The organism is Psychrobacter sp. ANT_H56B (assembly GCF_008369245.1).
Lineage (GTDB): Bacteria > Pseudomonadota > Gammaproteobacteria > Pseudomonadales > Moraxellaceae > Psychrobacter > Psychrobacter cryohalolentis.
The window spans coordinates 102,316-121,108 of sequence record NZ_VOBF01000001.1 but is presented as its reverse complement, the minus strand read 5'-3'; the positions used below and the strand labels follow the sequence as shown (position 1 = coordinate 121,108).

Sequence of the window (18,793 nt, the reverse complement as noted above, 5' to 3'; positions counted from 1 at the left end):
AAGGAAGTTATAAGACAGCTATGACGCATACTCCTCAATAAGCTCATTGATTTGACCCACACACGAGCCGCAATTGGTACCAGCACGGCACGCTTTGCCCACTGATTGTGCGCTATGACACTGCTGCTTGGTGATTGCATTGATAATGATGTTTTCTCCGACTGCCATGCAAGAGCACACTAACGGACCTGGATCGATATAGCTGGTAGCTGGACGACCTGCCAGCAGCCATTTATAGCGCTGCTGTACTGGTATGGCATCGGTACTGGCAAAGCAGCTGTCAAGCCAATGTGTACTAGGCAAATACATCACTTTTGGTGCAAAATAAATAGCTAATAGCAGCTGATCACTCGGTATTGCAGAGTCTAAAGGACTTGGTATATGGTTTAATGCTTCACTCCTCACCTCCGACTGAGTCGAGATAAAGCGTAGTTGCTTCTCTGGTTTACTCAAGGTGAAAGCGCTATTAACCTTCAGAGTATCTTCGGCATTGCCAGTCAACCACTTGTCTGATACAGACTTTTGATAGTCATCGATAAACTGCTGCCAAAATTTAGGGTCAAGCAACTGCCTAGCTGTGCGCTCGGCTGGGCTGGCAAGAGTAATGAGCACACTATTGGCTTGCCTGCTGATACTCCATGTCAGCGCTGGTAGTGAGAGAGACAAACCTGCACCATTTAACTCAAATTTTATAGACGCTGTTTGCGACTCACCCGCTATTGCTTCCTTCTTAAAATGAGCAGTCATCGCACGCAAGTGCACTAATATGGTGTCCTGCAAATCAGGATGCACCATAATCTTGCCAAGTGTCTGCATAGGCACGGCGCTCATGCGAATCGCTGAGTTTTTTAGCTCAGGCTGCCCTGAATATGGATCGACCACAGTCGGGATGAGTGTTCCTACCCGTGCAAAGCTAGCAAAGGCATTACTCCAGTGCATAGGCATAAAAGCATCGCCAACACGCATACTATCGCTGATGGCGATTTGCGCTAAAACTTTTTGCGCTAAATTCTTATTATCCGTATCTGTACTAAAATTATTAGTATCAATAGTTGTCGCCTCACTATTCGGCAGGATCTGCTCATAGCGAGGATGTAGCTGCACATAGTCGCCCTTTTCAACACCGAGTTGTTTGGCTTCATTAGGATGGATAGTCAGCGTCGGCACAGATTCATGTTGATTGAGCTGCGGCGCCAGTCCTGTGCGTGTCATGGTATGCCATTGATCTCGTAGTCTGCCCGTAATCAGGCGTAGATTCACGGTTGATGGGTTGAAGTCAATGTTATGCCGCTTATCTCTATTCTTGACATCGCTCTTATTCGACTTCTGCCGACGTTGATGTTGATGGAAGTGATGAAAATTAGGCAGGCTAGCACTATCTGAAGGCGTAATAGCAATGAGTTTTACTTGAGTGGGTGTAATACGAGCACCGCCCCACTGAAAGGGATTCATTACCTCATAGTCAGAACGGTTTAGGATTGGCATTGATAGGTCTTTAGCCAAATTGAGATAGCGTGGTTGATTGTTTTTCGATGCTGATTGACTAGGGTCATTCTTAAAAGCAGTGAGCGCCACGTACTCATTAAATATCTCACTAGGATGGTCATAATCAAACCCTGATAGCCCCATACGCCTCGCCACTTGCGAGAGTATCCACCAGTCAGGTTTGGCAAGACCGAGTGCAGGCTTTACAGCACGTTGGCGTGAGATGCGCCGCTCAGAGTTGGTGACTGTGCCTGACTTTTCACCCCAACCTTGGGCTGGCAATACAATGTCAGCACACTTAACCGTATCACTGTCTACCGAGCAGTCAGAGACTATCACCAAGTCGCAAACTGCTAATGCGCGGCGAAATTTATCCGCTTCAGATAAGCTCACGACTGGATTGGTCGCCATAATCCAAATGGCTTTGATACGCCCATCTAAGATAGCGTCGGCAGCATCACAAGCTTGGATGCCAACCTCTGGCGCAATAGAGTGCGGTGCCTGCCAAAAGTCAGCCACCAGTTGACGATGAACACTATTACTCAAATCTAAATGTGCCGCCAGCAAATTAGCCAGCGCCCCGACTTCACGGCCACCCATGGCGTTTGGCTGACCAGTAAGTGAAAACGGACTGGCGCCTACTTTTCCTACGCGTCCGGTGTACAAATGACTATTGATAATGGCATTGACCTTGTCGGTGCCACTCTTTGATTGGTTAACACCCATACTAAACGCGGTCACTGTCTTGTCATTGGCAGCGACTAGCTGATAAAACTGGCGTATGAGGTTAGCGCTGATTTTGCATACTTGAGCGACTTTGTCGATGCTCCACGTCTTGGCAGCCTCCAAAGCGAGATCGACATCATTACATTGCTTGAGATAACGCTCATCGCAACAACCTTGCTGCTTAAGATAGTGCAACAACCCATTGTATAAATGCGTATCGGTGCCTGCGGCTATTGGTAAGTGCAAATCAGCAAACTCACAAGAGTCCGTACGACGCGGATCAATGACAATAAGCTTTTTACTGGGATCAATTTTTTTGGCGGCCAAAAAACGTCCAAACAAAATAGGGTGGCACCATGCCATGTTTGAGCCCACCAGCACCAATAAATCGCAGGACTCTAAATCCTCGTAATTACCAGGCACCAAATCAGCGCCAAAGGCACGTTTGTGTCCTGCTACCGCTGATGACATACATAGGCGTGAGTTGGAATCGATATTATTATTACCGATAAAGCCTTTGATAAACTTATTGGCAACGTAGTAATCCTCAGTGAGCAGCTGCCCTGAGACATAAAACATAATACTGTCGCGACCATGCTTAGCAATAGTGTCGTTTAAGCGCGTGGCAATATCATCTAAGACGTTATTCCAATCGGTAGGCACGGTAGAGGCTAGGTTGTTCAGTACTGCGGTAGCGCTATAAGCATGAGAGTCATAAGTTATGGGTTGCTGTTGTGCCATCGATGCCAGTTTATTTTGATAGTAAGGCTCAGTTAAGCGTCGCTCACTGCCCAATGTTTGTGCCAGCGCACCGCCTTTTGAGCATAGTTTACCAAAGTTAGCAGGATGTTCAGGATCTCCTTTTACGCTCACTACCCCTGCCGCATCGACACTGGATAAGACGCCACACCCTACCCCGCAGTAAGGACAAGTGGTACGTATGATGGACGTCGTTTCTTCAGTATATGTGGCAATAAGAGCCGTTTTTGAAGGATTGAATATGTCATCAGATTTGTTATTAGATTTGCGATCAGATCGACGTATACGACTTTCTAATTCTTGACTAGCATTCGGTTTATTACTCAAGATCACTTCACTCATGACGCCGCTCCTACTATGTCTGCTGCGCTTAATAAATCTAAATCGCTATCGTTATCTATGTCTCCGATAACCTCACTATCTGTCGTTACCTTCTCCAAATCACAGTAAGCCTCACCAAATATTAAATCCGCTTTTATAGGCGCGATATCACTATGGCTGTTGATCAGCTGGCTATAGAAACTGCCCTCATTGACCTCACCGTAGAGTACAGCGCCGATAAGCTTATTGTCTCTAAGATAGAGGCAATGATAGTGATTTATACTGGTTTGCTGATAAGTGATGGTTTCGATAGCTGCCGCTTCCTCGTCATCAAAGTCGACTTGCCCTGCTGAAAAGGCACTGATGCCAGATACTTTTAGCTTTAAGGACAGCGGTGTACTGCGAAAAGGCTGCCAGTTCTTTTTAGAGCCTAAGCTGTCGCCCGATAGTCGAGTGTCTTTTAGCACAGAGACTAAGGTATCCACTTGCTGATTAACAGGTGCCACCATACCGAATAGCTCACCATCCAACTCTATGCATTCGCCAACTGCGTAGACATGCGGACAACTCGTGTGCATGCAATCATCCACAATGATGCCGCGATTGACTTCAAGACCGCTGTCTCTCGCCAGTGCTATATTGGGCATCACCCCGACTGCCATCACAATAAAATCTGCCGGCAAGGTACGTCCATCCTTCAGTGATAAGCCTTGCACCTCATGCTGGTCGTTGACCGCAATACAATCAGTAATAGCAGAGACCTCCACACCTACGCCCCGACGAGCCAGCTCAGCTTGCAGTAGCTGGGCAGCAGGTAAATCAAGCTGCCTGTTAAGAACATAGCTGTCTACATGAATGACCGTCATATCTGCTCCTTGAGAAGCCAGCGCGCAGGCGGCCTCTAGCCCTAGCACCCCGCCACCAATTACTAGACCTTTTTTCCCTTGGCGCGCATATTCAATTAAAGCATTTACATCGGCTACTTCTCGGAACACATGCACACCTGTCGCATCATGATTGGGAAAAGGGATGACTCGAGCGCTTGAACCTGTAGCGATAACCAGCTTGGCATACACCAGTGTCTGTCCATTATCAAGCTTAATAGACTGTTGCTTGGTGTCCACAGCGGTAACAGCAATCCCCGCTAAGACAACAATACCCAACTGTTCATAATCTGATTGCTGGTATAAATAAGTATCCTCAAAGGCGCTATCTCCTGCCAGCACTGGTGATAGCATAATGCGGTTGTAGCCGACCTCTGTCTCTTTGCTGATAAGGGTAATCGGTAATGGTCTTTGGTTATTTGGCGACTTCCTTTGCTGCTGGGCACGTGCCAGCTCAATGGCAAAACGGCTGCCTGCCATGCCAGCACCAATAATGACAATACCCGCATTTGAATGAGCATAAGACGTTGTCTGTATTGTTAATTTTGATCTATCTGATGACATGAGCAAAAAATCCCTTAGCCGCAACGCGCAGCATTAATTAAATGGCGTGTCAGAGTATCTTTTGTGCTTAAAGCCTGCACTTATAAGAAATAAGCCAACAGCGAAAAAATGAGCACAAACTGAATAAAGCAAATGCTATGCCATACCAGTAATGGGTTGCGTATGATGAGCGGCTCAGGGTCGCTAATATAATTATGATTCTCAGGGTTAAAATCTTGTAAGAACTCACCAATTGCTTGATAGCGAGCTTGGGTATTAGCAAGCAGCGCACGCATTAGCGCTTGCTGGCTGGCAGCAGGTACACGGTACTGACGTAATAATTGAGTAGGTAGGGTTAAGGTATGATTTGCTTGATGTGAATGCATCAACGCTTGCGAGCTAAATGGCAGCTCACCTGTTAGCAGCTCATAGCCAATCACCGCTATGGAAAATAAATCAGAATGCACACCTTTTGGTGCATCGGTGTAATATTCTGGTGCAGCATAGTGCAAATCACCGTTCGGTGGTCGCGTACTGTCTTTAAGTATGGAAGAGCTGGCTGAACCAAAATCTATCAATTTGACCGCGCCTGATGTGGTCAATAGGATGTTTTCCGGCTTGATATCTTGATGCAATAGATAGTTTCGATGCATCACCCGAACCGCCATGCCTATTTTGGTTAACAAATCATAGGTCTGCCACACATCACAAGGCGCATGACGATCCATAAAATCTCTTAGGCTTTCGCCTTCAATATATTCTGTGAGATGGTATAGATATGCACTGCTGGCTGGTATGGGGTAATAGCGTAGCAACCCTGAAGCACTAAGCGCTGAGCTTGCGTCTAGATAGGGTTTTATACTGCTGATGCCTGTAAGGCTGCTGTCGCTAGATAGGTTATTAGGATCTGCTTGATTATAGGCAGGCTCGCCCGCCCGCCTATGCTTAGATAAGCTCAAACCAATTTTACGCTCCTTTAAAAATTCGCGCAGATAATGACCATCGGCAATAGTACTAAGGCTTGGTGACTTTAGTGCAAATAGATGATGGTTTTCATCCTCTACTAGATATACTTCGCTACGAGCAGTACGGGCTATAATATGCTTGACAATAAAACTATCAATCCGCGCCCCAACTTCTAAGCCCGTTAATAACTGATACCGATGGATGTCGTGAGGCATCGCATCATGCAGGCTAGCATTTTTATTATTACTATTGTTCTTAGTATGAGCGCTATTGGCTGTCTTTTGCTTATGGAGCGCTTGCGCATTCATACCGAGTATCACCATACTCAAATTGTCATGACTGCCCTCGTTAAACGCTTGCTCGCATATGCTTTGGCTGATGCTAAGACTATTCACTGCCCCGTCATTCGAGCTGTTATCCGTCGTATCTATCGTTTGACTCGGCTGACACAGCGCCTTTACTGCTGAACATAGCTCAAACTGGAGATCGGACGCTGCAATAGACTCATAGACGCCATCTGTCATCAGTGCTAAGCATTCATTTTGATGCAAGGTAAATACGGACTGCTGGAGCTCGACCATCGTATCCGCGCCAATAGCGGCAGATAGCGCGCCTTTATCTTGCCCATGATGAATGCGGTGGTCTTTACTGAGCACTTTTATACTCTCTAAACCGACACGGTAAATACGTGAGTCGCCTGTATGAAACAGATGGATACGGTCGCCAATACACAGCAGGCCTGATAAGGTGGATAATAGTGGTGGCACGCGCTCATAGACTTGCGGGAAATAGAGGGCGTCATTGGCTTTATTGACCGCCTCCCGAATCAAAATGGCAACTTGATTGTCATCAAAGTCTATGTTTGCTGATTGCGATTTGTTCTCTGCCAATACCATCTCTTCAAGCGCTTCATTTTTAAGTGCCCCGTTTTTAAGTGCTAAGGTAAGATGGTGCGTGACAGTGTTGACCACCAATTGGCTGGCTTGTTTGGGGAACTGACAGGCACTGACACCATCCGCCATCAGCACCAATAAAGGCGCATGAGGACACTGAACACCGCCGTTGATGGTTGCTGTAAACTGTCCATACGGCAAGCATGTTGTTATCAGCAAGCTGTCTTGATTTTCAGACTTGCGCCCTTGCATGCTATGAAAATCAAGCTGCCACAGTGCCTCATTCATTTGCATATTTAGCTCACTTGTATTTGGGCAAAGCTGCCATCGGGCATCTCTTCGATGATGACACCTTCAGGTTCTTTTAAAAAGAACAGCGCAAAGAAGCCAACGACGGCGGTCGCGGCAATCACCATGAAAAATACTTGATAAGAGACCAGACTCAATACAGTTAAATAAACAACCGAGCCAACATTGCCATAAGCGCCGGTCATGCCAGCAAATTGTCCGGTCATGCTACGCTTGATCAGTGGAATAACCGCAAACACAGCACCTTCACCCGCTTGTACAAAGAAAGAGCAAAACATCGTGATGAATAATGCCAGTGCAATTGGCCATGTTGAATCCACGATACCCATTAATAAATAACCAACAGCCAAACCTGCGGTCAAAATCAGCAGCGTTATTTTGCGACCAAACTTATCGCTGAGCCAGCCGCCGCCCGGTCGCGACATCAAGTTCATAAACGCATAGCTAGATGCCAAAACCCCTGCCATCACAATTGATAGATTAAATGTCTCTTGATAGAAAAGCGGCAACATAGACACTACGGCAAGCTCTGAGCCAAAGGTCGCAAAGTATAAAATATTTAAGATACCGACTTGCTTAAAATCATATTGATGCGCTTTTGGCACAGGAGTCGTAAATACCTCTTTATTAAAGCGATAACTACTCACAAACTCATAAATATATAAAATAACCAATCCGATGTAGACGATATTGACACTTGCCTGACTGAGTAAGCTGACACCAGCGGGTGATAACTTCCATCCCAAAAGCGCTAACGCCAAATACATTGGCAGCTTAAACGCCATCATCAGCCAAAAGTCACCTGTTGAGGTCACCATCATGGCGCCAGACTTTTTGGGTTTAAAATACGTCGCACCCTTAGGCGTATCACGCACCATCTTATAAAAAATCACACTATAGAGCATCATCACCACCCCGGAGGTGGCCGTCGCATAACGCCATCCTTCATCACCACCAAATATAGCAGCAGCAATAATAGCTACTGTTGGCAACAGCAGCGCCGCAGCAGCAGAACCAAAATTTCCCCAACCGCCATAAATACCTTCAGCAGTACCCAACTCGCTTGCAGGGAACCAATCACTCATTAGACGAATGCCTACCACAAACCCTGCACCCACAAAGCCCAAGAAAAAACGGGACAGTGCCAGCGTGTTGTAATCTTGCGCAAAGGCAAAGGTAAAACAAGGAATAGCGCCAATAGCCAAAATAGCGGTATAGACGAGGCGCGGACCAAAACGATCGGTCAACATGCCAATAATGACTCGAGCTGGAATAGTCAAAGCGACGTTTAGTATCAACAAGGTTTTGACTTGGTCCTTGGTCAAACTCAAAGTCTCACCGATGGCAGATAAGAATGGTGCGTGGTTAAACCATACAAAAAAGGTCAGAAAAAAAGCCATCCATCCAAGATGGAGTATCTGGTTTTTACCAGTAAAAGAGAGAATATTGAGCTTGTTTTTATTTGGTGCAGCAGGGCTCGGTGATGGCGATGACGACATAAGCGGTTTCCTTAAATAGTAAAATTCAGGGCTAACATGGAAAGCCGTAAGAACACGTTATGTTGAACGAACTGACCAGTTAGAGCATTTAAGGGGGTGCAATGGCTGTGCCAGCTGCCGCTATCAGCTTCGTTATACAGATAAAACCTCGGCTTTGATAAAAGCGTTCATGCTTTGCTATAGGTGACTTCCAAGCAGCTATTACAAGGTCATTCATAATTTAATAACCATATACAAACGCTAATTTTATCGAGATGAATGAAAAACCCTGACTGCCATAAATACAATCAAATTGGTGCATGGTTTTATCTATTTTGGTGCATCCATTTTTTATATCCTCACTTTTAATGAGAAAAGACTTTTTTATTTATCATTGCTATTTATATCCTCACACATACCACGCTGCCTAGGAAATACACTGTCATCGTCAGGTTTTTCGTCTGTAGTGATGAGACTCTCGCTTAAAGATATGGCGCTATATAACGGTGCTTGGCACAGTTATTGAAGATGTAATTACTGTAAGCACTATTTAGACAAACCCATGACTAAGGATAATTACATGAGTAGCACTATAGTGAGTAAGGCAGGTAAAGCTAAGTTGGTGGTGATTGGTAACGGTATGGTTGGACATCATTTTATTGAGCGCGCCATAGAAAAAGGGTTACATGAGCAGTTTGAGATTCATGTGTTTGCTGAAGAAGACCGTCCCGCTTACGATCGGGTATATTTATCGAGCTACTTTGAGCATAAAGATGTTAGTAAACTCAACTTGGTTGATTTAAGCGCCTATGCATCTGCCCAGATTCAATTGCACCTGAACCAGCGTATTGTAGATATTGACACCACCAATCAATACATCATCACTGAAGCTGGCGAGCGGATTGAATATGGTGAGCTGGTACTGGCAACAGGCTCCTATCCATTTGTACCACCCATTCCAGGACGTGAACATCCGCATTGCCAGGTATACCGCACCATTGCTGATTTGGATGACATTCTTGCCATCGCTGAGCAACCAAAAGTAAAGAAAGGCGTGGTTGTGGGCGGAGGGTTACTCGGGCTTGAAGCAGCAAAAGCACTAGTCACTTTAGGGTTAGAGACTTATGTTGTAGAGTTCGCCCCACAACTGATGGGTGTTCAGCTTGATGCTGCTGGCGGTGAGATTTTAAAACGAAAAATTGAAGCCCTTGGGGTCAAAGTATTAACGGGCAAGAATACCCAAGCCATTATCGACAATACCGATGCCCTGTCAAAAAACAGGAATAACACCAGTGAAGATCAGTGCCACTTAACCATGCAATTCACCGATGATACCTCGCTTGATACCGATATGATCGTCTTTAGTGCGGGTATTCGTCCGCAAGATGGCATTATCAAAAACAATCCTGAGTGCGGCATTGAGATAGGTGCACGAGGTGGTATTTTAATTGACGAACAATGCCGCACCAATACCGCGCATGTCTACGCTATTGGCGAATGCGCGGTGTGGGATAACAAGATATTTGGCTTAGTAGCACCAGGCTACAGCATGGCGAGTATCTGCGCAGCACAAATCACAGGAGATCATTCGCAAACCTTTACGGGCGCTGATATGAGCACCAAGCTCAAACTGATGGGCGTCGATGTTGGTAGTATTGGCGACGCCCATGGAAACAGCGCGGACAGCTTGAGCTATTTGTACCAAAATCCTGCTGAGGGCATTTATAAGAAACTGGTCACGACGCCTGATAACAAACGCTTGCTTGGCGCGGTATTGGTCGGCGATACCGAAGACTATAATAATCTATTACAGCTATATCTCAACGACATCGACCTACCTGCCCACCCTGAAAGCCTCATACTACCTAACGTTGAAAAACCGAAAATGGGTATAGAAAATTTACCAGATAGTGCAACGATTTGCTCATGCTACAACGTCACCAAAGGGGCTATTTGCGCGGCGGTTGAAAACGGTGCGTACTCCATTGCTGAAGTGAAGTCTTGTACCAGTGCAGGTACAGGATGTGGTGGCTGTGCGCCTATAGTGAAAGACACTTTAAGCTACCAGTTAACGACCCTCGGGTTTGAGGTCAATAATGATTTATGTGAGCACTTTGCCTATACCCGTCAAGAGCTCTATAGCTTGATTCGTGTTCATGGTATTAGAACCTTTGATGCTCTGTTGGATGAGCATGGTAACGGTCATGGTTGTGAGATTTGCAAACCTACGGTAGCCTCTATCTTGGCCTCATGCTGGAATGATTATGTGCTCAAGCCTGAACTGACGCCTTTACAAGACAGCAATGATTATTATCTGGGTAATATACAAAAAGATGGCACCTATTCGGTGGTACCTCGTGTGCCGGGTGGTGAGATTACAGCCGATAAGCTAATCATCCTTGGGCAAGTCGCCAAGGAGTTTAATCTATATACCAAAATCACAGGTGGTCAGCGCGTAGATTTATTTGGTGCACGTCTAGACCAACTTCCCGATATCTGGACACAATTGGTGCAAGCTGGCTTTGAGACTGGTCACGCTTATGGTAAGTCACTGCGAACGGTTAAATCGTGTGTGGGTAATAACTGGTGTCGCTACGGCGTCGATGACAGTGTCGGCTTAGCCCTAAGATTAGAAGATCGTTATAAAGGGGTGCGTTCACCGCACAAGATAAAAATGGGCGTGTCCGGATGTACGCGCGAGTGTGCAGAGGCACAAAGCAAAGACTTTGGCATTATCGCCACCGAAAATGGTTGGAATTTATTTGTCTGTGGTAATGGTGGTATGACCCCGCGTCATGGCGAGCTGTTTGCCACCGATCTTGATAGCGACACGGTCATCAAATACATCGACCGTATTATCATGTTTTATATAAAAACAGCAGATAAACTCCAGCGTACCTCAAAATGGCGCGAGAGCTTAGATGGCGGATTGGAATATTTACAAGCGGTCATTATTGAAGACAGTTTAGGCATCGCTGATGAGCTAGAGGCGCAGATGCAACTGCTGATCGACAACTATGTGTGTGAGTGGAAAGCCACCATAACCGATAGCGAAAAGCTCAAACGTTTCCGTCACTTCGTCAATAGTGAGCAAGGGGATGACAATGTGGTCTTTGTCACCGAGCGCGAGCAAATTCGCCCTGCGACCGATAGTGAAAAAGCTAAAATCTTAGTGACCGAGCTGGCTTAATCAACGTTTAACACTTTCCGATCATATACGAATAAGGATCGCCCAATGAACCAGTATACCGTTTGTAAATTAGAAGATATCCTCCCTGAGACTGGTGTTTGTGCACTGATAGAGGGCAAACAAGTTGCAATTTTTCGTACCAAAGACAATAAACTTTTCGCACTCGATAACTATGACCCCTTTAGTCAGGCCAACGTATTATCTAGAGGGTTAATTGGTGGTACTACTGTTACCAACGATGCTGGCATTGATGAAGCGGTACTGTATGTGGCCTCCCCTATTTATAAGCAGAGATTTAACCTTGCCACCGGTCAATGTTTGGATGATACAAGTGTCACGCTTGCTACTTACCATGTTGAGCTTGATACCAGTCTTGAAAGTAATAATGTGGTGATAAAATATGATCAGTTAGAAGCGTCATCTACAACACTATTAGAAATGGAAGTTGTTTAAGGCGTAGCCGTCTTTTTAGCAAATTGAAACATGTAATTTACATTAAGATACTGAATAAAAAATTGTACTGGCATAATATTGGCGGTAAATATATTTCACTTAATGCCATTAAAAGGATCATAGATCATGTCTGACAAGTCTACTAATAACGATAACATTAAAAATGCCTTAGAGTCTCTTGAGAGTGCAGCGACAACGCCTTCAAATGATGCGGTAACAGGCGTAGAAGTGGTAAAGGGTGATACTGTCGTTTACGAAGACGGTGATTTTGAAGATTACAATGCTGACAAAGACTATGAAGTTGATGAAGAAACTAAGTCTGGTAAGGATGATGAGTCTGATAAAGAGGATCAAAATGACAACTCTGATAAAGAAGATGAGTCTGATAAAGAAGATAAGCACGGCACAACGATAGCTAACATTTATCAATGGGCTTCTAAGCTCAAAGATGATTTTATTTCTGACAAAAAAGAATCGAAATCTGATGAAGCAGATAAGCCTGATTCTGAAAATGAAGACAAGCATGAAGATAAGCATAGTGCGACGATAGCTAATATCTACCAATGGGCTGCTAAGCTTAAAGATGATTTTACGTCTGAAGCTTCTAATATGACGCTTGACGTTTCTGAAAAAGCGGTTGCTATTATGCTTAACAGACTTTTGGATGCCAAAACTGCCGAGTTAGAAGCTTTTGATAAGAAAGTGGCAGACTATGAAGGATCGGTAGACAATGCAGAAGAAGAGCGTAGTAAGATTGCTGAGAAAAAAGACAAATACCAAGGTATGATTGATCAACTACAAGGCTGATTGGTACTTTGAGTAATTGGTACTTTGATTGATTGGTCTTATTGATCCAGTGTTAAGTATTTAGCACTGGATTTTTTATTGTTTTTGGCTTGTCGTGAGCTCAAGAGTGTTAGTGTCGATCATCGACTGTAAACCCTTTAAATATTAAGGGTACATTATAAACCTAGTTTGATATAAAAATAAATCAAATACGATTGACGTCTATTAGCTATCAGCTACTAGGTATATCCACGACTAACGGTGAAATGTAACGCCAAACCAATTACGTAAACACGCCTATCGATTTCTGCTAGTATTATGCCACTACGTTACTAACCACTTATAATATGTAAGGTTAAGAGGATTTAACATGCGATTCAAATCATTCGTTCAAAAACTACATGAACGCAATCCTAAACTTGGCAAAATCGCTTCGCTGACCACAGCAACAGGCGTTATTACTTTTAACAGTATGTTGGCAGGTCCTCCTGTATGGATTATGGGTGCAGCCAAAGCTGTTACTGGTGCAGCGATTGCTGATAAAGCGGTCATCGATGTGACCAATTATTGGATTAACAGCAATAACGCGATGATCGATAACATTCTGCCGGATAAAGACTGGCGTATCAGTCTACCTGACGATATCCATACCAAGGGCAAGTATTTACTGGTAAGTAATCACCAATCATGGGTTGATACCAGTATCGTGCAATATATTAGTGAAAAGCGTTTGCCATTGACGCGATTTTTTACTAAGTTTGAACTGATATATATTCCAGTCATTGGTCAAGCTTTCTATTTTCTCGATTTTCCAATGATGCGTCGACACTCTAAAGAGGCGATTGCGAAAAATCCTGCCTTAAAAGGCAAAGATATCGAAGAAGCAAAACGCGCTTGTGCATTGCTGAAAGACAAGCCTTTTACACTGTTAAATTATCTAGAAGGCACACGTTTTACCACCGTAAAACGGGATAAGCAGCAGTCGCCCTATACGCATTTGCTTAAACCAAGAGCGGGCGGTTTGTCGCTAGCGATTAGTGCGCTTGGCGAAGATATCGATGGTATTTTAGATATGACCATCGTCTATCCTGACGGTGTGCCGACATACGGCGACTTATGGAAAGGCAATATCAAGCGTTTGGGCGTCGATGTCAGACATATTAAGATGCCTGATGACTTATTTGCCAGTGTTCAAAATGGCGGCTATGAGACTGATGAGGCGATAAAAGCAGAAATTTTTGATTGGGTCGAGCAAGTTTGGCAGCAAAAAGATCAGCTCATTACTAAGATGCTTGCGGAATTTGAAAGTAAGCCCCCTGCCCTTGATGCTTAGCTAGCAAGCTTTTTAACTTAATCTGTTTTATTTGCACATATATTGACCGTTCTATTGGTTTTTTTACTAAAGATAATAATAGCAACCTACGGCTGCTATTATTGCTTACCTCGTTAAACGACCATGCCTTATATGTCGATGACAAAAGGAAAATACAGTGCCACAGGCTCAGCCAATGTTTGAAACCGCCTCTAATCTTACAACAGAACAAAATACAGCATTAAAAACGCTTACGACGATAGGTTATTTAGAAGGAACCTCGTTTTTACTGTTGCTCTGCATCGCTATGCCACTAAAGTACATGATGGACATTCCAGAAGGGGTAAAGTATATCGGTATGGCTCACGGCGGCTTATTCATCGCCTATATTGTTGTACTCATGGGCACAGCCGTCAAGATAAAAATGCCTATATGGGCGATCCCTGCCGGCGTGCTTGGCTCGTTCTTACCATTTGGTCCGTTCATATTTGACCATTGGTTAAAAAAGAGCCTAAAGAAAAGCAAGAAAGTTATTTGAGACAAGAGTTTTTATGACGCTAATCATTGGTTTCACGATATAGCGTGTTTTGTGACTCTTCTCTAAAATCTTCGTATGTGATGGCAGGCTTGGATGTTGACGTACTAGCAGCTGCCTCATTATTCATCGCGTTCGTTTCAGGCTTGGGGTTTGATGATTTGGCAGGGTCAGAGTCACTGGGCACTTCAATGACAGCAGGTGGCGTATTAGCCTCTACCACAACATTTTTTTCAGTGGTGTTTATTTTAGTGGTGTTCATTTCAGTGTCAGTAGCTGTTTGTTTGGTGACCGGGCTTGTCTGAGTCGCGTTTTTATTAATAGGCGTGCCAGCTTCATTTAACGCTGTAGACGTAGTACCGGTGGACAAGAAACCAGTCGCAATTAACGTGAATACAGCAGCAGAAATCATGAGTGAGCCAAGCACCATACCTATAATGAGCGGCTTTTTAGTACTCTTCTGCGTTTGTATTGATTTTACCGCTTTCTTTTTTTTCGATTTTTTGATGGGCAAAGTTGTTAAAGGTGCAGTGCTGATAGGTTCATCAATATAAGCGCTATCATTTACCTCAGTATCTTCATCTTTAACTGTAGAAACTGCGTTATCAGTCGCCTCAGTTGTTATTAAAGGGTGTATAACCTTCTCATCTTCATCAGAGAAGTCCAAACTTACCGATGTGCTCGCGTTATCAGATATCTGTAACCCTGCTGTATTTTCCACATTATCTTGCTCTTGGCTGCCAAATAACTCTAGTTCTGCTGCACTTAGTGGCTCATAGGATGACAGCTTGTCAGCGTTTTTAAGCGGTTGTAATATGTGCGGCTGAACAGGACTGTCCAGTAGACTTGCCCTAAGACCGGCATTAGTCTCATCATAAGCATCAGTGGTGACAGTTGTCCCGCGCTCATTTTCTGCATTTTCGATAGTACGTTCAATAGTCTCTGCGCTTTCAACACGAGTGATATAACGCTCATAGATATTATGTTTACGATTACGCAGTCGTGGCTTCGTATTAGCGATTTTTGCTAAGTTTGCCTCTAAATCGGCGCTTTGCTTGTCTTTTTTGTCGCTCATGAAGTGATACCAAACCAGTTTATGCCACGAAACCGTAGATGACTGCTAGAATGAAGGGAAAAGTTTTTTAGTTTGCTAAAGTGTAACGCTATCGTTAATAAACAATATAGAGTGTCAACTCATATGCTTCAAGCATAATTTTCTAGTTTTGCTATTATTGATATAACATACAGTAGTATCCGCTTCATCAATCGACATGATATTACAGATAAATGAGCATAAAACATGGATTTAAAGCAGCTCAATGCGTTTATTGCCGTTGCCGAGCTTAGGAGCTTTAGCGCAGCCGCTACCAAAATAGGATTGTCACAGCCCAGTCTAAGCCGTTTGCTCAAACAACTTGAGACAGACATGGGCGTGATGTTGGTTGATCGTTATCACAGACCGCTACATTTAACAGAATCTGGCACTTTCTTTTACGATAAAATCAGTACCATATTGACAGAAGTCGATACGGTTGTTGGTATGACCCAGCGCTTATCTGCCCCTAGCAGCGCACTAAATATCGGTTTTGTACCCTCTATACTGTATGGGTTGCTACCTGAGATTATTGCCAGATTGAAGCAGTCCAATCCTGAGATTGACGTCAATCTAAAGGACATTAGCTCCTATCAGCAAATGGATGCGCTCAAATCTGGTGATATCGATATTGGTTTTGGACGCTTTGCCCATCAAGACCCATGGATACAGCAAATACTGTTACGCCACGAGCGCTATGTCGTTGCCCTCCCCAAAGCCCATCCGCTTGCCAATGTGCGCGAGCAACGCTTGATCGATTTGGCCAATAACCGCCTGATTCTCTATCATCAAACCCACTTACCTGTATCTACAATGCCAGAAACGGTATCAAGCACAGGGATTCCTAAAACCTTAGGGCAGAATAAGAAAAATAATACGAGCCATCATCAAGCCTCTACTGTTGAGCAGATAACAGAGCCTTTACTATATTTATTTGCACAGTACGGCATCTCTCCATTTATGACCACCACCGTCAGTGACTTGCAAGTGGCACTCGGGTTAGTAGCGGCGGGCGAAGGCATCACCTTAGTCCCTGCCAGCTTAAAAACGGTGCGTACGGAGCAGATCAGCTATCAGCGCCTCATTCACGAAAACGTCACCTCACCTATTTATCTGCATACACTTAAGGATTTTGTGCATCCTCATATTCCTGACTTATTGCGTGCGACTTATCATGTCTATGAGCAGCGCGGCATTACTTACCGCCGGCAAAAATTTGAATCTCAGCGCTAAATTATCAGATATTGAGTCATAATTGTGGTATAAAGAAGCCCGAAAAAATAGCCATTGATAAATCTTGATATTTATATTTAATTATGCTAACTATTAGGAATGGCTATGCAAAAAATAAGTAATAATTATATGAATAATCATTCTACTAAACCGGATTGGTGTGCTAAAGTCGATACAATACAAATCGTTTTAAGAAAAAGTACTCATAAACAGTACTAATGAATAGTATTAAGCGATGCGCTCATGATCATTGGCAAACTGACACAGGTAAGTGATGATTTGCCGTTTTAACCATTTCGAGGTAAGCATGACCACACAACCACTCAATAACCCAAGCGCCACAGGCGATACTCTCCCCGCGCAGCAAGAAGGCTTTAGCTGGCGAATATTTGGTCCCGGTATTCTGATGGCGACTGCTGCTATTGGCGGCTCGCATCTGATTTCATCGACACAGGCTGGCGCGTTATATGGCTGGCAGCTGGCGATTATGATTATATTAGCCAACGTCTTTAAGTATCCGTTCTTCCGCTTTGCCACCGATTATGTCTACGACACTGGCGAGAGCTTAATCGCAGGCTATGCCAAACGCTCAAAAGCTTATCTCTGGATTTATTTTATCCTATCTATTTTATCGGCGGTGATTAGTACGGGGGCTGTGACATTGCTTGCGGCAGTGATATTGGGCTTTATGCTGCCCGCATCTGTAGGACTATCAAGTATTGCCTTAGCTGTCATTATCGTTGCGGTATGTTGGTTTTTTCTGATTGCTGGTCATTATAAATTGCTTGACGGCGTGACTAAATGGATTATGATTGCGCTCGTATCCGCAACCGTGTTAGCGGTGATGATTGCTGCTGGTAAGCCGACGGTTATGGTGGCGGATTTTGTCCCTGCCTCTCCTTGGAACTTGGCGACTTTAGGGTTTATTGTGGCTCTTATGGGTTGGATGCCAGCACCACTTGAGTTCGCTGCCATCACCTCGATGTGGACGTCAGCCAAGAGAAAAGCGGACAATACCACTCACCGTCAGGGCTTACTGGATTTTAATGTCGGTTTCTTAGTTTCCGCTATTTTAGCCTTGTTCTTTTTAGCGTTGGGCGTTTTCGTGCAATATGGCTCAGGTCAAGAGATTCAAACCGCAGGTGTCGCTTATATTGATCAGCTTATCAATATGTATACCGCCACTATCGGTGAATGGTCAAGACTACTGGTCGCCTTTGTCGCCTTTATGTGTATGTTTGGCACCACTATTACCTGTGCAGATGGCTATGGACGTGCCAACGCCGAATGCTGGCGCTTACTAAAAGGTGAAGACGAGATTAATAAAAAACAAATCGCCTTTTGGACCACTTATGCTATTGGTGGCGGTCTTTTGATTATTAGCTTCTTTGCCGGACAATTAGGCGCTATGCTGAAGTTCGCTATGATATCTGCCTTTATATCCGCGCCTATCTTTGGTTGGTTAAACTATTCTCTCGTGAAAAACCATAAAAAGCTATCAGCCGGTATGAACGCCTATTCGATTGCAGGGCTTGTATTCTTAGGTGGCTTTACCTTGTTATTCCTAGCTAGCCTTGCAGGTATTATTGGTTAGATATAACCGTACGTCAATTTAGGCTACGATAGACTTAATAGAGTAAAAGCCCTTTTAGCCAGACTAAGAGGGCTTTTTTGTAGACAACGATAAAACGCTTATAGATATAATTGTAACCAGATGTAAATATTTAATTAGGAGAAATGCAGCGTTTGATACGTTATGAATACTAATAGATATAAACCTCTAATTAATGGATAGCATTATCCATAAAATAAATAGTATTAATAAAA

General features: G+C 44.1%; 12 protein-coding genes. 7 read left to right on the top strand and 5 right to left on the bottom strand.

Annotated elements, in window-relative coordinates:
• Window positions 1-18: 18 nt before the first annotated feature.
• From FQ082_RS00460 to FQ082_RS00445, 4 genes are all read right to left on the bottom strand, one after another.
• Window positions 19-3,312 carry a molybdopterin-dependent oxidoreductase gene (locus FQ082_RS00460; RefSeq protein WP_149491626.1) on the bottom strand — a complete coding sequence of 1,098 codons (3,294 nt, stop codon included), beginning with the start codon at window positions 3,310-3,312 and terminating at the stop codon, window positions 19-21.
• Window positions 3,309-4,739 carry an NAD(P)/FAD-dependent oxidoreductase gene (locus FQ082_RS00455; protein WP_149491625.1) on the bottom strand — a complete coding sequence of 477 codons (1,431 nt, stop codon included), beginning with the start codon at window positions 4,737-4,739 and terminating at the stop codon, window positions 3,309-3,311. Before FQ082_RS00455 ends, FQ082_RS00460 begins: the two co-directional genes overlap by 4 nt.
• 80 nt (window positions 4,740-4,819) lie before the next feature.
• Window positions 4,820-6,871 carry a bifunctional protein-serine/threonine kinase/phosphatase gene (locus FQ082_RS00450; RefSeq protein WP_149491624.1) on the bottom strand — a complete coding sequence of 684 codons (2,052 nt, stop codon included), beginning with the start codon at window positions 6,869-6,871 and terminating at the stop codon, window positions 4,820-4,822.
• 2 nt (window positions 6,872-6,873) lie between these two features.
• Complete coding sequence (locus FQ082_RS00445) at window positions 6,874-8,385, bottom strand: NarK family nitrate/nitrite MFS transporter (RefSeq protein ID WP_149491623.1); 1,512 nt, start codon at window positions 8,383-8,385, stop codon at window positions 6,874-6,876.
• Between the two features lie 559 nt (window positions 8,386-8,944).
• Between FQ082_RS00445 and nirB the strand changes: the two genes are divergently transcribed.
• The 5 genes from nirB (at window position 8,945) to FQ082_RS00420 (ending at window position 14,643) form a co-directional block, all read left to right on the top strand.
• Entirely contained in the window at window positions 8,945-11,554 is a 2,610-nt protein-coding gene (gene nirB / locus FQ082_RS00440; protein WP_149491622.1) for a nitrite reductase large subunit NirB, read from the top strand.
• Between the two features lie 45 nt (window positions 11,555-11,599).
• The gene (gene nirD / locus FQ082_RS00435) at window positions 11,600-12,007 is read left to right on the top strand and encodes a nitrite reductase small subunit NirD (RefSeq protein WP_149491621.1); all 408 of its coding nucleotides are present in this window, start codon (window positions 11,600-11,602) and stop codon (window positions 12,005-12,007) included.
• Window positions 12,008-12,133: 126 nt separating this feature from the next.
• Window positions 12,134-12,814 carry a hypothetical protein gene (locus FQ082_RS00430; RefSeq protein WP_149491620.1) on the top strand — a complete coding sequence of 227 codons (681 nt, stop codon included), beginning with the start codon at window positions 12,134-12,136 and terminating at the stop codon, window positions 12,812-12,814.
• Window positions 12,815-13,163: 349 nt separating this feature from the next.
• Window positions 13,164-14,126 carry an acyltransferase gene (locus FQ082_RS00425; protein ID WP_149491619.1) on the top strand — a complete coding sequence of 321 codons (963 nt, stop codon included), beginning with the start codon at window positions 13,164-13,166 and terminating at the stop codon, window positions 14,124-14,126.
• Window positions 14,127-14,301: 175 nt separating this feature from the next.
• Entirely contained in the window at window positions 14,302-14,643 is a 342-nt protein-coding gene (locus tag FQ082_RS00420) for a DUF3817 domain-containing protein (RefSeq protein ID WP_011513648.1), read from the top strand.
• A gap of 19 nt (window positions 14,644-14,662) precedes the next feature.
• Here the strand turns inward: FQ082_RS00420 and FQ082_RS00415 are convergent, their stop codons facing one another.
• The gene (locus tag FQ082_RS00415; RefSeq protein ID WP_149491618.1) at window positions 14,663-15,715 is read right to left on the bottom strand and encodes a hypothetical protein; all 1,053 of its coding nucleotides are present in this window, start codon (window positions 15,713-15,715) and stop codon (window positions 14,663-14,665) included.
• Between the two features lie 225 nt (window positions 15,716-15,940).
• Here FQ082_RS00415 and FQ082_RS00410 point away from each other — a divergent pair, with 225 nt between their 5' ends.
• Window positions 15,941-16,966 carry a LysR family transcriptional regulator gene (locus FQ082_RS00410; RefSeq protein ID WP_149491617.1) on the top strand — a complete coding sequence of 342 codons (1,026 nt, stop codon included), beginning with the start codon at window positions 15,941-15,943 and terminating at the stop codon, window positions 16,964-16,966.
• A gap of 307 nt (window positions 16,967-17,273) precedes the next feature.
• Window positions 17,274-18,560 (top strand): NRAMP family divalent metal transporter, encoded by a 1,287-nt coding sequence (locus tag FQ082_RS00405; RefSeq protein WP_149491616.1) that lies wholly within the window; start codon window positions 17,274-17,276, stop codon window positions 18,558-18,560.
• The last annotated feature ends 233 nt before the right edge of the window (window positions 18,561-18,793 follow it).